Origin of the sequence: Acetivibrio cellulolyticus CD2 (genome assembly GCF_000179595.2) — a bacterium.
Taxonomy (GTDB): Bacteria; Bacillota; Clostridia; order Acetivibrionales; family Acetivibrionaceae; genus Acetivibrio; species Acetivibrio cellulolyticus.
The window spans coordinates 1320405-1335819 of record NZ_JH556653.1 but is presented as its reverse complement, the minus strand read 5'-3'; the positions used below and the strand labels follow the sequence as shown (position 1 = coordinate 1335819).

The window sequence follows — 15415 nt, the reverse complement described above, 5'->3', positions numbered from 1 at the left end:
TGTTTTGCACATCGGGGGATAAATATGTTGAAAGTTTTAGTAATAGTTCCGACCATATTCGGGTATGACGGAATTTCAAATGTAGCAACAAACTATTATATATACCAGGATCATAAAGAGATTAAGATGGATGTTGTAAGCATCAATCCCGTTAATGAGAAGTTTAAAAAGGAACTTGATAAAAGCGGAGGTCGTAATTTTGTAATTGAATACAGGAACAGAAAGCCTATAAGCTACGTTAAGAAACTGCGCAGAATAATTAAAGACAATGGATACCAAATAGTTCATGTCCATGGCTGCAGCTGTACAATGTTTGTTGAAATGCTTGCGGCAAAACTGGCTGGGGTAAAAGTGAGAATTCCGCATAGTCATAATACGACTTGCGACCATGTGAAGGTGGATAAATTACTCAGACCATTTTTTATGAAACTCTATACAAATGGTTTTGCCTGTGGTCAGGAAGCTGGGGAATGGCTCTTTTCCGGTAAACCGTTTGATGTGATTTCAAATGGGATTGACCTTGAAAAGTTTGGATACAACAGTGAAGTACGAGAACAGTTCAGAAAGAAGTATGATCTGGAAAACAAGTTTGTCATTGGACATGTAGGCAGGTTTAGTGAGCAGAAGAATCATAAAAAACTTATTTCAGTTTTTGATGCTGTTTCTAAAGTTCGGTCTGATGCAAAGCTGGTTCTAATTGGTGCCGGTGAGCTAAGAGATGAAATCGAGGCTGAAGTGAGAAATAAAAAATTGGATGTATTGTTTGTTGGTCTTAGTGATGAAGTGGAATGCTGGCTCCAGGCAATGGATGTTATGGTTTTTCCGTCACTGTTTGAAGGTTTACCCCTTGGAATTGTAGAGGCTCAGGCAGCGGGTCTTCCATGCATTTTAAGCAATACAATTTCACCTATGACTGCCATCACCGATCTCGTGAAGTTTGTTGAACTGGAAGCGGATGATGCGAAGTGGGCGGAGACAGTTATAAACTCTGTGGACGGTCTGGATAGAAGTGGAAGGAAAGGCTATGTAGAGCAGCAAATTAAAGACGCTCATTTTGATATAAAGACAAATTGTAGAGAGTTATTGCAGAAGTATAAAAAGATATTGGAGGAAACTAAATGAAATATTTAATATTGGGAGCCGGTCCTGCCGGACTTACATTTGCTAACAAGTTGAAAATGCGTGGAGAGACTGATTTTCTAGTCCTTGAACGTGAGTCTGAAGCAGGTGGACTTTGTCGTTCTGTCGATGTGGATGGTTCTCCATTTGATATTGGTGGTGGGCACTTTCTTGATGTTGTTCGTCCGCATGTTAACGAATTTTTGTTTAAGTTTATGCCAGAAGAAGAATGGGACAGGTATGAACGTGACAGCCGTATAGTGGTAAATGGAAATACAATCAACAGCCCGATTGAGGCAAATATTTGGCAGATGAAATTGGAAGATCAGGTTGAATATCTTAAAGCTATAGCAGTGGCTGGTTGTAATACTGGAACTCCAATGCCTGAAGCTTTTGTGGATTGGATATATTGGAAACTCGGCAGTAAAATTGCTCATGATTATATGATCCCATATAACCAGAAGATGTTTGCCAACGAACTGACTGAACTAGGTACATATTGGCTTGAAAAGCTTCCGAGCGTTAGCTTTGAAGAAACACTCCTTAGTTGTCTAACTAAACGTGCTTATGGCACTCAGCCTGGACATGCCAAGTTTTATTATCCGAAAAAGTATGGTTATGGAGAACTTTGGCTTAGAATGGGTAAAGCATTAGGTAGCAATATTGAATACAACAAGTCTGTAAAAGGTATCAACTTCAGTACTAAAACAGTAACTACCCAAGATGGTGGGAAATATAGTGCAGACATTATTGTTACCACAATTCCATGGATGGAATTTAATGAAATTATAGGAATGCCTGATGACATCAAGGAAGGTATTGGTAAATTGAAGTTTAGTTCTGTTGAGATGCGCTACTTTAGCCAAAATCTTGATACGACAGCTCAATGGATTTATTATCCTGATCCAAACCTGGCATATCATAGAATTATGGTTCGTCGCAACTTCTGCCCGAATAGTAAGGGTTACTGGACGGAAACAAGAAAAGAACGTGTCCATATGTTTACGGCAGAGGAGCAAAATAATTACCACTATCTGAACCAGTATTCGTATCCTCTGAATACAATTGGAAAGCCGGATATTATGAAGAAACTGCTTGACTGGAGTGAAGGACAGGGTGTATACGGTTTGGGTCGTTGGGGAGAACATCAGCATTATAACTCTGATGTAACTGTTGATTTAGCGATGAAGATGAGTGAAAGAATTTAATAAAATAAGTAGCATAATTTTGTTGAATAAACAGAAATTACCTGATATAATGTATTGACATTAAACGTAAATAAAGCATAAATGTGTGGCTTATTTACTATTGTGTCATTAAAACAAGAAAATACATAATTTAGAGAATACTATATAAAGATATCAGTGTATGTGATTTTTTGCTAGGGGACAATTTGTGAGTGCAGAAATATAGTACTGAGGAAGAAGTAAAGCAAGAGAATAGAAAAGAATAAATATTCTGGTAATAACCAAGACTTATAGAAAGATTTATTTCAACTATTAAAAAGCTTTAAAAACTAATACTCTTCATTATATGTGTCTCATCGCAGTTAGTCCACTGGTGATGTCTACTCAAAAATGTAAACCGAATAGAATAATTTGCAGTGCTTATATAGCTTGGATAGGTGGTTAGTCTATTAGTGCGTAAGCTATGGTAAGGTATAGGTATGCAAATTTGGTGTGGTAAGTTATGGTAACGGAGTCGTAATACTGACACTGTCTATTTGGTTAACAGTTGAGAGTCTTATGGGTGATTAATACTATTTTAAAAATGGAGATTAAAAAAATGTACAAAATGATTTGTCTTGATGTTGATGGAACACTGATCGATAGTCAACTTAAAATACCTGAAAGTAACAGGAAGATGATTAAGCAAATTGCAGACGAAGGTGTTCCTGTTGTACTTGCCTCTGCCAGACCGGCGGTAGGAATGGGTGGGTTAGTAGAAGAACTGGGAATACACCAAAATCCTCTTGTAGCATTTGGAGGGTCATACATAACTAAAGGAAATGAGGTGTTATTCCAAAAGAAGATATCTTATGAGTGTGCCATAAATATCTATTTAACTGCATCCACAGTTGGGTGTGATCACATCACTGTTTTTAGTGGTGACAGATGGGCTGTAAGAGCTAAGGATAGTATAACGGAGTTTGAAATGGGCCTTTTAGGAATTGAGCCAGAATTTGTTGGAAATCTGGATAATGTACTAAAGTATGAATTCTCAAAAGGTGTTGACAAATTTTTAATTGCAGGTGAGCACAGTCATCTTGTTACGCTAAAGGAGAAGTTAGATGCTTTAGACGCGCATATTGAAACTGTATTTTCAAAACCGCATTATTTGGAGATCCATCCTGAGGGAGTTTCAAAAGCTGATGCTATTTCAATAGTTGCTGAAAGCCTGGGAATATCACGAGAAGAAGTTGTTGCATGCGGTGACGGATTCAACGATTTACCAATGCTGGAATGGGCAGGTGTCGGGGTTGCAATGGGAAATGCACCTCTGGAAGTAAGAAAGAAAGCAAATTTTATAACGCTATCAAATGACGAGTGTGGAGTTGCCCATGTGATTGAACAGCTCTTCATTAAGAGTAATTAAAGGGGTCAAATAGTTATGAGTGTTAACTTTTATCAAAGTGATTTTGAAGATTTTATTGAGGTTATTGGTAGAGAAATTAACGGTTTTTGTAAAAGCTTGAAAGTTGAAGATTTTTTTCATGCTTTACATATAATTCAGGATTCTGAGAGAAAAGGCGGAAGAGTGCATGTAACGGGGATTGGAAAACCAGGACATGTTTCCGGTTATATTTCTTCATTATTATCATCAACAGGCACCCCTGCATATACTTTACATGGAACGGAAGCAGTTCACGGTTCTGCCGGACAGGTAGTTCCTGGAGATGTAGTAATAGCTATTTCAAATAGCGGTGAAACTGCTGAGTTAAAGAGCACTGTTATGACAGTGAAAAATAATGGAGCATATATTATAGGAGTTAGCGGGAAAAAAGATTCATGGATAGCTAAGGTAAGTGATGCCTTCTTATATGCAGGAGTCAGTGAAGAGGGTGGTCCGTTAAATAGAGCACCAAGAGCTTCCATTTTGGCTGAAATTATTGTACTTCAGGCATTGTCTGTTTTGCTGCAGTGCAGTAAGGGGCTTACGCCAAGCCAATATGTTAAGTGGCACCCAGGCGGAATGCTTGGCATATTACGAGATGATGAAGTAAAAGTATGATCGTATTAAAAATGCACGTATATATAAAAGATTTTTAGGGGGAAATTATCAGGTGAATAAGACCTATAATGTAGAAGATATAAACAGGCTCTTTATACAACAGAGCTATCTGGATAATTGGGATAAATATGTTGATAGCATTAATTGTGAGGCGGAGTGTTGGGATTATATTGTAATCACTGCGTCTAATGAACGTCAAGCACAAGCATATCGTATTCAAATAGATGAACGCCAGAAGAATGGTGTTTTGCCAGAGAAAACAAAATGTATTGTATTGTCTGACCCAGATGGCAAACGGGTTGGAAGTGGAGGAGCGACACTTAATGTTTTAAAAGAAATATATAAGCTGGAAAATATGGATGTTCATGCAGTTGAAAAACTGAGAATACTACTTATTCATTCAGGTGGTGATAGTAAGAGAGTTCCGCAGTACTCTGCTATTGGAAAACTGTTTTCACCTGTTCCAAGGGAACTTCCTGACGGCAGGCTTTCAACGTTATTCGATGAATTGTTGATTGCATTTTCAGGCCTTCCAACCAGAATGCAATCCGGAATGGTATTGGCAGCAGGTGATATTCTAATACTATTTAACCATATGCAGGCTGATTTCATAAGGGAAGGTGCAGTAGCACTGTCAACTAAAGCCTATGCAAACCAGGGAACAAATCATGGCGTATTTTGTGTTGATCAAAAAGGCAGGGTGCAGAAGTTTTTGCATAAGTATCCGGTCGAAAGGTTGAGAAGTGAAGGAGCAGTGAACGCAGTAGGAAGTGTTGATATTGATACTGGGACTTTCTGGCTTTCTTCAGAAATTGTTTTGTCGCTTTTAGGCCTGATTTGTGATGATTCATCAGGTATTGATGAATCTAAATTTTTATCATATGTTAATGACAAGGTGGCTCTTAGTTTTTATGCCGATTTTGTTATTCCAATGACAGCGCAGGCAAGTTTTGACGGATACTTGCTTGAGCCTGGTGAAGGACCTAGAACAGTAGAAAGAGATGAATGCAGAAGAGTAATCTGGTCTAAGATGAAAGATCACAAACTGGTTGTACAAAGGCTATCTCCTGCAGAATTCATTCACTTTGGTACTACATATGAGCTTAGAGAAATAATGACAGGTGCCAGTAAAGCAAGAAATCACTTAAATTGGAATAATAACACCGGAAGCAGCGGAAAGGCTATCAATGGAACTACGCTAATCAATTCGTGTGTATCAAAAGCTTCAGAGATAGGAGCAAATTGCTATATTGAGAATTGTGTAATTCATGAAGGAGCCAAAATCGATCCGGGAGCTATTGTATCTTGTTGTGAACTTGAAAAGGGAGCTAAAGTAGGTCCCGAAATGGTGTGGCAAGTACTGCCTGTGACTTATGAAGGTAGGAATGGGTTTACAGCAAGAGTTTACGGTACAAAAGATAATCCCAAGAATGAAGCTGGGCGTGGCGGAGTTCTTATGGGATATGGTCTTCTGGATTGGATGAAGGATAACAACATTCAGAATGCCGATTTGTGGGAAAATGAAGCGTTGAGTTTATGGGAGGCTAAACTATACCCGTTTTGCAAGACCGCGTGTGAAGCAATTTCTTGGGCTCAAGCTTTGCAGGATTCGGTAATCTTAAGAAAAGCATTTAATACTGAACGATGGAAAAAAATGCCAAGGCTGAGTCTTCAAAGCAGTTTCGCATATGCAGATATTCCTGGTATATTAAGTATTATGCAGAACTCCGGAGACAATGCAGCAGTAGCTCATTTCATTGATGCAGTGACTTCGGGTACATATGTAGGAAATATCATGAGATGCTTGGGAATTGGTGAAGCTATAGCCAGAAGAATGAGTATGATTCTGAATAGAACTTTAGAGAGCAGCTGGCCTATGGAGTACAAAACCAGAGTTTACCGTGCTTTAGCTGAAGTCTCTAAGGTAAAGCAGCTTCAAAATGAAGAAATGGATCCTAAAAAACTTGAAAACCTGTGCTTTGATGAAATTAATAGTGCAATCTGCTCAGCATTGTTGGAAGATATTTCAGATGATGGATGCAGAGCATTAGTAAAGGATAGTGCAGTGGTTAGTCTTCCGGTTAGAGTGAATACAGGCGGTGAATGGTCAGACACTCCTCCCTACAGCTTGGAAAACGGAGGGACGGTGCTAAATATCGCTGTAACAATTGGTGGTAAGTTGCCAATCAAGGCTAAGGCTGAAAGGATTGACAAACCGGTTATTCGCTTATCAAGTATTGATTTAGGCATTACCCGTGATTTTGATTCATTTGAGAAGCTTTTGAGGTATGACGACCCATCAGACCCATTTGCGCTTCATAAAGCAGCCCTCGTTGTTACAGGAGTTCTTCCAAGAAAAGAAAAACTGCCCAGAAGAAGCTTTAGGGACATGATGGATGCGCTAGGTGGGGGATTGCTATTGGAAACAAATGTTCTTGGGATACCAAAGGGATCAGGTCTCGGAACCAGTAGTATTTTAGCATCTGCTGCTGTTATGGCTATAAGAGAGATTTTGGGTCTTCAACATGATGACCAGCAGGTCTTTTCTCAAGTGCTTGTACTTGAACAGCTAATGACTACCGGTGGAGGATGGCAGGATCAGGCAGGAGGAATCATTCCCGGCATTAAATTGCTCTCGACTAAGCCTGGTTTGAAGCAAAAAATTACAGCGGAGAAAATTGTAGTTTCTAAAGAGACTCTGCATGAATTAAACCAAAGATTGGTACTTATTTATTCAGGTCAGAGAAGACTTGCAAAGTCTATATTAAGAAGTATCATGGGTAGGTACATACTTAATGAACCAGAAGCATTAGAAATACTTGTTGAAATTCAAAGGCTTTCTGTTCTAATGAAATTCGAATTGGAAAAGGGGAATATAGATAAATTTTCCGAACTGATGAATATCCATAGAGAAAAAATCAGAAAACTTGATGCGGGCTCAAGCAATACATATATTGACTTAATCATGAAAGTTTGTGAGCCATATTTATCAGGAATAATGTTTTGTGGAGCAGCAGGCGGAGGATTTTTAATAGGAGTTTTAAAAGATGCAGATAAGAAAGAGGTTTTATCTACAAGTCTTTGTGAGGTATTCCAGGATACACAGGTTGCGTTATGGGATATAGAGATATATAACAGCGAATTATAATGGAGGAAATATATAATGGAAATTAAGGAGTATATCAATATTTTTTTTAGAAGGATATATGTTGTAATTGCAGTAACTTTGGCATTCACTATCCTTGGTGGATTGGTTCTATTTGCTATGTCTAAATATGAAGCATCCAGCAGCGTTTATGCCGTTGGGTTGGAAAACGAAGATGCATTTTCCGAAGAAGTTCTGGTTAACGACTATTGCCAAATAGCTTTAAGTCAAGTTGTAGTTAATGAAGTGCAAAAGAAACTGTCTCAGGACAGTAACAATTCTGCAAAAAAGTTTTCAAGCTTAACCTATGAAGATTTCAAAAAGAAGGTAAATGTTTCTTCGGAATATGGTACACGGGTAATCTATATAAAAGTGAAAGACAAAAATCCTCAAGCTGCTGCAATTGTTGCTAATAGCATGGCTGAGGTTCTGATTCTCCGGGCTAATATATTTTCCAGTACTGATAATTTGAAATTACTTGATAGAGCTGTAGTTCCGAGTAAACCTGTAGGAGGAAGCTTAATATTGTTAATTGCAATATGTTTTATATTAGGTTTTGGAGCATCTATCGCATGTGTTTTCTTACTTGAGTACTTTGATGATAGAATCAGATCCGCAGAAGATATTAAAATGATTTTAGAAATGCCGGTTTTGGGTGTTGTGTCAAACGTGAGCAGATAATGCTTATAGAGTGAAAAATCCCAGAGAATACTTAAGCTATTATTTATCAAAAAATAGGAGTGTGTACAAGTGGCAGATAAAAAAGTAAACCTTAAGGTTGTGACAAAAGATGACCCTAATTCAATGGCATCAGAAGCGTATCGTAAGATACGTTCAAATATAAAGTTTGCAAATGAAAAACTTCGAAAGATTATAGTGACAAGTTCACTCCCAAATGAAGGCAGGACAGGGACTGTTTCAAACCTCGCAGTTGTTTTCGCTAAGGAAGGAAATAAGATACTGTTGATAGATTCAGACTTAAGAAACCCAAAGATAGCAGACATTTTTGGAATTGAAAATAAGTTGGGATTAACCAGTGTACTTGCAAAAAAGAAGAATATTTCAGAATGCACAAGAAAAACAGAAGTAGATAATCTATGGGTTTTAACAAGCGGTCCGTCTGTAGATAATCCTTCAGAGCTTCTAGGATCCTCAGAAATGAAAGATTTTTTAGACAAATGCTTGGATGAGTTTGACATGGTATTTCTAGATTCACCACCATTAAATAAATATACAGATGCTCAAGTTTTAGCGGCTGTTTCAGATGGGGTTATTATGGTGGTTGCAGCTAAGAGTCGTGCAGGAGAAGTATTGGAAACCAAATCACTTCTTCAAAGTGTAAATGCGAATATTATCGGTGCAATTTTAAGAACTTAAGAGAATGTTTACAAAAGATAGCCTCTTCGGGTTAATTTATTGAAAGGTGAGAAGTACAAAATGTATGAGGTAGTAATTGGTAAGGTAAAGGGACTGATATTTACTAAGGATAAGGTTAAAAAGAATTCAATTATAGCACCTATTATAAGATTTGTTGTTTTGGCTTTGGGTTTTCTGGTAGTAAAGTTAGCCTATCCTTATTTGGATCAGACAAGATATGGCGTTTGGATGACGATTCTTTCTATATTTAATATGCTTATAGTTGTTGATCTTGGTATATCTAACGGTCTTAGAAATAAATTAACTGAAGCGTATGCCAATAATGATTCAGTCAAGGCCAAAGAATATGTAAGTACTGCTTATGTTCTGTTTGGTATTTTCATATTTATATTGATGGTTATTTCGTTTTTTGTAGTAAGGTTATTTGATTATTCTGTAATTTTCAATGTAGATAAGACGATAGGATCAGAACTTAAGTTTTTAATGAGCATTGCTATTCCGTTATTCCTTTTATCTTTCTATTTCTCATTGTTAAATGCAGTTATGTATGCAAAACATGACTCTGCTCTTTATGATTTCAGAGCCTTCATATTTAATTTATTATATATACCGACAATATTACTGATTAAAAGGTTCAGCTATAATAGTATTTTTTATTTGGCATCGAGCTATTTGGTTGCTACAAATCTGTCATATATTTTCTTATCCGTGTATCTTTTTAAAAAGAAGTATCGTGATATTATCCCTTCATTAAAAAATGTAAAGTTTGTTTATATGAAGGATTTGCTGAATGTTGGAGTTACCTTTTTGTTTGTTCAGTTATCGTCTTTGATTCTGATGTCAGCAGATAATATAGTTATTACACAGTTTTTAGGACCCCAATATGTTTCGGTATATCAGATTGTAAACAAACCTTTTTTGGTTGTATATATACTGTTTACTGGTGTGACGGCACCTTTATGGTCGGCGTTTACTCATCACTATGCCCAAAAAGATGTCGACTGGATATCTAATACAATTAAAAAAATGATACAGTTTTTAATTCCAATTGCTATTTTCCTTTTTGTTATTGCACTGGCATTGAAGCTTCTGATTTATTTATGGATTGGAAGAGAGTTGGACTATTCTTTAACCCATGTTATTTTTTATTGCATATATGTTATTCAATTAAGTTGGAATGTAATATTTACATCTTTTTGCAATGGAGTTGGGAAATTAAAATCTCAGCTTGTTTTAACAATAGTAGGTGCAGTAATGAACATACCACTTAGCTATGTTTTGACTAATTATTTTTCCTTAGGTCTTAGTGGTGTTATATTATCATTGATTATAAGCAATCTCTTGCTATCGATTGTTTTGCCGATAATTACGGTAAGAACTTTAAGTGCAATGAGGAAAGAAAATGAGAAAGGGGCTAATTTGGTTGAATAAATGGATCTACCATTTAAATCCGAAGAGTGGAGTCAGCAAGTATTCCTTATTGGTTATTGTGCAGCTTTTAATAGTGCATACTGCTATTTTAATGGGGGATATGCATGCAAAGCTGAAATATGCTAAATATGGGGCATTTATTTTAGTGATTTTCATGTCTTTTTTAGTAATATGTAAAGATGGTATAAAGTTAAAAGATATATTACATGCGGCTAAAGGGTATAAATATTATTTCTATATTATCCTCTTTTTAGGTGTGTACTCTATGATAATACAGGTGTTTTTTGAGAGAGCTTTACTTAAGAGAACATATATTGAGCTGTTATTTATGTGTTGTCCGTTGATATTTTGTGTTTGTCTTAAGATTTTGGAGAAGGAACAGTTCAATAAACTTATAGATTATATATTGGTTATTTATATACTTATGTTTATTATCCGTTTTGCTTCAAAGTTATCAATACCAGGTATCTTAAGTGTTAACTTCTTAAAATCCTATTCACCTTATGAATGTGAATATTCCCAAGTATTTGGTATGCTCGCTGTGTTCTTTTTGTTCGAGAAGAAATACTTTAAATTTGTTGTTAGTATTATTTTTGCAATCTTTGCTATGAAAAGGTTTGAAGTTCTTATGGCACTAATGAGCGTTTTTGGAGTTTGGTTATTCATGAGGCTCAAAATGACTTCTAAGAAAAAGAATGCTATTGTCATATTAGCGGTTTTGGGCAATATATTGGTAGTTGGGTTTTTATACTTCCTGGCTTATCGCTCTACGGCACATATGCTTGAAGGATTTTTTGTCAGAAATTTTGGCACTAGCATCAATGGTTTTACCTCAGGAAGAACTGATTTTTTAGCATCACTTCTAGATCGTGGGATTAATTTGAAAAGAGGGTTTGGATTTACTACGTATTTTTTAAGGACTGATAAGTACTATATAAAAAGTGCTTTCCCTGTCATACATGGTGATCAGCTCAAAATATTTTTGGAGATGGGTTTGTTTGGATTAATATCTTTTGTTACATTACTTTATGCAGGCGTAAAAAATACAAGGGGCTTATATTTTACACTTTACTTAAATGCTATTTTTACTTTTAACCACCTTCTTGATATCAGTGCCAGCATGTTCGTTTTCTATATGCTCATTGGATATGCTAATTTTTATTCCGATGAAAAGGTTGGTGTTAAAGAGCCTATAAAGAAAAGCTTATATCTGAGAAGTTTCAAGAAAAAGTATTTGGAAGCTCAATAAATACTGCAGATAATTTCACAGGATTTTACCATATTTAGAAATATATATTTGAATAATACAAATTCAATTTTCATATTTTAAATATAGTAGAAACTATGAATGGATGTGATAAAATGGATAAGTATAAAAAGTATTTATTGACGGAACTTAGTGAAAGGGATAGGAAGATCCTGGATAAGTATACAAAGTTCTATTCGAATTTTATAGAAAGCAATACTGCGAAGACTGAAATACATGAAGATGAGAGATTTAAAGGTAATAGATAGCTTATTGGATAAAAGTTCATCCAAGTATTTAAATAAAATGTCTTGCAGTATGTCCGATTATTGAGTATAATATCTTAAGTACGCAGAAACGCGTATTTTATTCCGCCTCTTTGAAGCGAAGTGAAAGAGGCAAAAAACGTAGGGACTCGATGTTCCGGAGTTTTTATTTATAGTTAATCTTTGGTCGTGCTAGATGGGGAGGTAGCGGTGCCCTGTACCTGCAATCCGCTATAGCAGGATTGAATTCCTGTCTCAGGCTTGTTTTTGTATGGTCTGCCCTATGTAAGTGGTAATGAAAACCGGGTCCTGCGCAATGAAACCCCGTGAACCCCGTCAGGTTCGGAAGGAAGCAGCGGTAAGCGAGCACTTTCATGTGCCGTGGGAATGCCTGGTTAGAGCTAACTACATAGGTAACGCTTGTAGAAACCTGTCAAAGATGGGTGCACGGCCAATTAAATTTATAAAAAACTAAACATTTTAATAAATATAGATGAAAAGCATTTTAAATTTAGTTTTAGAGTTTTTCATCTACAGTGCACAGCTATTTAAAAATCCTTTAAATAGCTTATTTATTTATATAATATATTTATGTAGAATATGCCGGAAGTTAGGGGGAAGAAGCTTGTCTTACTTAGCGCTTTACAGGAAATGGCGTCCAATGGTTTTTGAAGACGTTGTTGAACAGGAGCATGTTGTAAAGACTCTTAAAAATAGTATTTCTGTAGGAAGAATAGCTCATGCGTATCTTTTTTGCGGGACAAGGGGTACCGGTAAGACTACTATGGCAAAAATATTTTCCAGAGCTATTAATTGTGAGAACTCTACTAATGGTGATCCGTGCAATGAATGTGAGATATGCAAGGGAATATTAAATGGCAGTTTACTTGATGTAATTGAGATAGATGCGGCTTCAAACAATAGTGTTGATAATGTCAGGGAAATAAGGGATGAGGTAGTATATGCCCCATCAAAAGCCCGGTACAAGGTATATATAATCGATGAAGTTCATATGCTTTCCTCAGGCGCGTTCAATGCCCTGTTAAAGACTTTGGAAGAGCCACCTGGACATGTTGTATTCATACTTGCTACGACCGAGCCTCACAAGCTACCTGCAACAATACTTTCGAGGTGTCAGAGGTTTGATTTCAGGAGAATTCCTGTTGAAAGTATTGTAAAAAGAATTGAACATATTGCAAAATCAAGTGAAGTAAGCATTGAAAATGAAGGGTTAAAGCTTATAGCCAGGATGTCTGATGGAGCATTAAGAGATGCTATCAGTATTCTTGACCAGTGTATTTCACTTGGTAACAAGCACTTGACTTATGATGATGTGCTGTCAGTTGTGGGAATAGTAAACAACACATTTATTGCAGATATGGTTGATGCTATTAATTCTAAAGAAGTGGAAAAGGTATTATATCTTATAAATGTACTGGTTATGGATGGAAAAAACATTACACAGTTTGTATCAGACCTTGTTCTCTATTACAGGAATTTATTGATTTGCAGTACCAGCAGAAATCCGGAAGAAATAATTGAAGCTTCCAAAGAGATGATACAAAGGATGAAAGCGCAGAGCCAAGGCCTGTCAAACATTGAGATAACATCCGCTATTAAGGAGCTTTCAACTCTCGAAGCCACCATGAAGTGGTCAACCCATGCCAGAGTTTTGTTGGAAGTAGCTCTTATAAAGCTTTGTGAGAATAGTGTTAATTCAGGTGATGCCAGTATGCATGAAAGAATTGATTTCCTTGAAAAGAAAATTAACGATATGCTGGCAAATGGAGTCAAGGTAAGTTCTGGTGAATCAAGAAGCTATGATGTTGATGGCAAAAAAAACGATAGACCCAATGAACCAAATACAGGGAATAAAAGCTCTAATATGGCTGCCAGCGATAGTAAAATTGATCTTAAAAACCTGGCAGGCAACTTAAAAGGGTTGGATATATGGGCAGATGTATTAAATGATTTAAAACAAAATGGTAGAATGGCGCTGTTTTCTTATCTCCTTGATACTAAGGCTATTGAGATAGACAGCAGAATTGTGGGGATTGTGTTTCCACCTGAAAGAAGCCATTTTAAAATCAATGTATCAAAGAGTGAAAATGCGGAAATCTTAGAGAATTATACAAGTAAGAGATTGGGAAGAGAGATAAGAGTTAAATGCATTGATAGTGGAGATATTATTGAGAATAAAGAAGGAAGCAGTAATGAAAATGATGAACTTGTTGAGAAAGCACATGCTATTGCACAGAAATTAAACACACCATTGAATATAATTGATGAATAAAAAGGTTGAGATGTAAAAGCGGATAAATCTGATTTGCTGCTAATTGCCTAAAAATAAGCAGGGTGCAAACGTTAACTTTATGAGTAGCTTTATGAAAATATAAAAAGTGTATAAAATATGACTAATATTTAAAAAGAACTGGTATTTTGACCGTATATTAATGTATAATGTTTATTGTGTCTTGATTTTATTCTTAATAAATAAGAAATAGGTTAAGATGTGTAAAATTAATAGTATCTTATTAAATTAGTATAAAACAGGAGGTAGGTTATAAATGGCAAAAGGTGGTTTTCCAGGCTTCGGAGGAGGAAATATGAATAATCTCGTGAAGCAGGCACAAAAGATGCAGAAGGATATGGAAAAGCTTCAGGAAGAATTGAAGGATAGGACTATTGAAACATCTGCAGGTGGTGGAGCAATTACCGTTGTTGCAACAGGTAAGAAGGAAATAAAGGAAATTGTTATTAAACCTGAAGTTGTTGATCCTAATGATGTTGAAATGCTTCAGGATTTGATTGTGGCAGCCGTAAATGAAGCTATTAGAAAAGCTGATGATATGGTTAATTCAGAAATGAACAAGATAACAGGCGGATTAGGTGGTATACCCGGACTGTTCTAATATAAGGATGGATTATAATGAGTGTTTATGCGGCACCTGTTGCAAGACTTATTGAAGAGTTTGAAAAGTTACCTGGAATTGGGCATAAAACGGCCCAAAGATTGGCTTTTCATGTACTCAATATGCCTATTGAAAAGGTTGAAAGGCTTGCAAGTTCTATCAGTGATGCGAAGCTAAAGACTAAATACTGCAGTGTTTGCGGCAATTTGACGGATAGTGAAATATGTTCACTGTGCAGTTCAAACACCAGAGATGAATCTGTTATATGTGTTGTTGAAGATGCCAGAGATGTTGCTGCTATGGAGAGAATCAAGGAGTTCAAAGGTTTGTATCATGTCCTGCATGGTGCCATATCACCTATGGAGGGGATTGGACCTGAGGATATTAAGATTAAGGAGCTTTTACTCAGGATTCAGGATAAGGACATCAAAGAGGTTATTATTGCTACAAATCCCAATATTGAGGGTGAAGCTACAGCAATGTATATCTCAAAGCTGCTAAAGCCTATAGGCATTAAGGCCACAAGGATTGCGCACGGCATACCTGTAGGCGGAGATTTGGAATACGCTGATGAAGTTACATTGGCTAAGGCTTTGGAAGGCAGAAGAGAGATATAAATTTAGTACACAACTGCAGCCCGCAAATAAATCATATTACAAGTAAATAAAGTTTAATCAAGAGCCACTTC

At 36.4% G+C, this 15415-nt stretch carries 13 protein-coding genes and 1 other RNA gene; all 14 read left to right on the top strand.

The window, feature by feature from the left end; translation table 11 throughout:
* Positions 1-24: 24 nt before the first annotated feature.
* Positions 25-1122, top strand: a complete 1098-nt coding sequence (locus ACECE_RS0207950; protein WP_010246419.1) for a glycosyltransferase family 1 protein — start codon at positions 25-27, stop codon at positions 1120-1122.
* Positions 1119-2327, top strand: a complete 1209-nt coding sequence (locus ACECE_RS0207945; RefSeq protein WP_010246417.1) for a protoporphyrinogen/coproporphyrinogen oxidase — start codon at positions 1119-1121, stop codon at positions 2325-2327. Before ACECE_RS0207950 ends, ACECE_RS0207945 begins: the two co-directional genes overlap by 4 nt.
* Before the next feature lie 577 nt (positions 2328-2904).
* Positions 2905-3714, top strand: a complete 810-nt coding sequence (locus ACECE_RS0207940) for a Cof-type HAD-IIB family hydrolase (RefSeq protein ID WP_010246416.1) — start codon at positions 2905-2907, stop codon at positions 3712-3714.
* Between the two features lie 15 nt (positions 3715-3729).
* Positions 3730-4350, top strand: coding sequence for an SIS domain-containing protein (locus ACECE_RS0207935; protein WP_010246414.1), 621 nt, complete (start codon positions 3730-3732; stop codon positions 4348-4350).
* Between the two features lie 52 nt (positions 4351-4402).
* Complete coding sequence (locus ACECE_RS0207930) at positions 4403-7498, top strand: fucose pyrophosphorylase domain-containing protein (protein WP_010246412.1); 3096 nt, start codon at positions 4403-4405, stop codon at positions 7496-7498.
* A gap of 15 nt (positions 7499-7513) precedes the next feature.
* A complete protein-coding gene (locus tag ACECE_RS0207925; protein ID WP_010246410.1) occupies positions 7514-8176 on the top strand; it encodes a YveK family protein in 663 nt (220 codons plus the stop codon).
* Positions 8177-8245: 69 nt separating this feature from the next.
* On the top strand, positions 8246-8872 hold the full coding sequence (locus ACECE_RS0207920; protein WP_010246408.1) for a CpsD/CapB family tyrosine-protein kinase: 627 nt from the start codon (positions 8246-8248) through the stop codon (positions 8870-8872).
* A gap of 60 nt (positions 8873-8932) precedes the next feature.
* Positions 8933-10303: a lipopolysaccharide biosynthesis protein gene (locus ACECE_RS0207915; protein WP_010246406.1), complete on the top strand. Its 1371-nt coding sequence runs from the start codon at positions 8933-8935 to the stop codon at positions 10301-10303.
* Positions 10296-11552 carry a hypothetical protein gene (locus ACECE_RS0207910; RefSeq protein ID WP_162862504.1) on the top strand — a complete coding sequence of 419 codons (1257 nt, stop codon included), beginning with the start codon at positions 10296-10298 and terminating at the stop codon, positions 11550-11552. The genes ACECE_RS0207915 and ACECE_RS0207910 overlap by 8 nt, the downstream gene beginning before the upstream one ends.
* Positions 11553-11665: 113 nt before the next feature.
* Positions 11666-11818 (top strand): hypothetical protein, encoded by a 153-nt coding sequence (locus tag ACECE_RS31020; protein ID WP_010246402.1) that lies wholly within the window; start codon positions 11666-11668, stop codon positions 11816-11818.
* A gap of 184 nt (positions 11819-12002) precedes the next feature.
* An RNA gene (gene ffs, locus ACECE_RS30060) (signal recognition particle sRNA large type) lies at positions 12003-12266 on the top strand.
* A 174-nt stretch (positions 12267-12440) separates the two neighbouring features.
* On the top strand, positions 12441-14108 hold the full coding sequence (gene dnaX / locus ACECE_RS0207900; protein WP_010246400.1) for a DNA polymerase III subunit gamma/tau: 1668 nt from the start codon (positions 12441-12443) through the stop codon (positions 14106-14108).
* Between the two features lie 274 nt (positions 14109-14382).
* The gene (locus tag ACECE_RS0207895) at positions 14383-14727 is read left to right on the top strand and encodes a YbaB/EbfC family nucleoid-associated protein (protein WP_010246398.1); all 345 of its coding nucleotides are present in this window, start codon (positions 14383-14385) and stop codon (positions 14725-14727) included.
* A 17-nt stretch (positions 14728-14744) separates the two neighbouring features.
* Positions 14745-15344 carry a recombination mediator RecR gene (recR, locus tag ACECE_RS0207890; protein WP_010246396.1) on the top strand — a complete coding sequence of 200 codons (600 nt, stop codon included), beginning with the start codon at positions 14745-14747 and terminating at the stop codon, positions 15342-15344.
* Positions 15345-15415 lie beyond the last annotated feature (71 nt).

Excerpts from the sequence above, each read along its gene's own strand:
- ACECE_RS0207945 (WP_010246417.1), top strand. The coding sequence starts at position 1,119 with ATGAAATATTTAATATTGGGAGCCGGTCCTGCCGGACTTACATTTGCT.
- ACECE_RS0207895 (WP_010246398.1), top strand. The coding sequence starts at position 14,383 with ATGGCAAAAGGTGGTTTTCCAGGCTTCGGAGGAGGAAATATGAATAAT.
- recR (WP_010246396.1), top strand. The coding sequence starts at position 14,745 with ATGAGTGTTTATGCGGCACCTGTTGCAAGACTTATTGAAGAGTTTGAA.
- ACECE_RS31020 (WP_010246402.1), top strand. The coding sequence starts at position 11,666 with ATGGATAAGTATAAAAAGTATTTATTGACGGAACTTAGTGAAAGGGAT.
- ACECE_RS0207915 (WP_010246406.1), top strand. The coding sequence starts at position 8,933 with ATGTATGAGGTAGTAATTGGTAAGGTAAAGGGACTGATATTTACTAAG.
- ACECE_RS0207925 (WP_010246410.1), top strand. The coding sequence starts at position 7,514 with ATGGAAATTAAGGAGTATATCAATATTTTTTTTAGAAGGATATATGTT.
- ACECE_RS0207950 (WP_010246419.1), top strand. The coding sequence starts at position 25 with ATGTTGAAAGTTTTAGTAATAGTTCCGACCATATTCGGGTATGACGGA.
- ACECE_RS0207940 (WP_010246416.1), top strand. The coding sequence starts at position 2,905 with ATGTACAAAATGATTTGTCTTGATGTTGATGGAACACTGATCGATAGT.
- ACECE_RS0207935 (WP_010246414.1), top strand. The coding sequence starts at position 3,730 with ATGAGTGTTAACTTTTATCAAAGTGATTTTGAAGATTTTATTGAGGTT.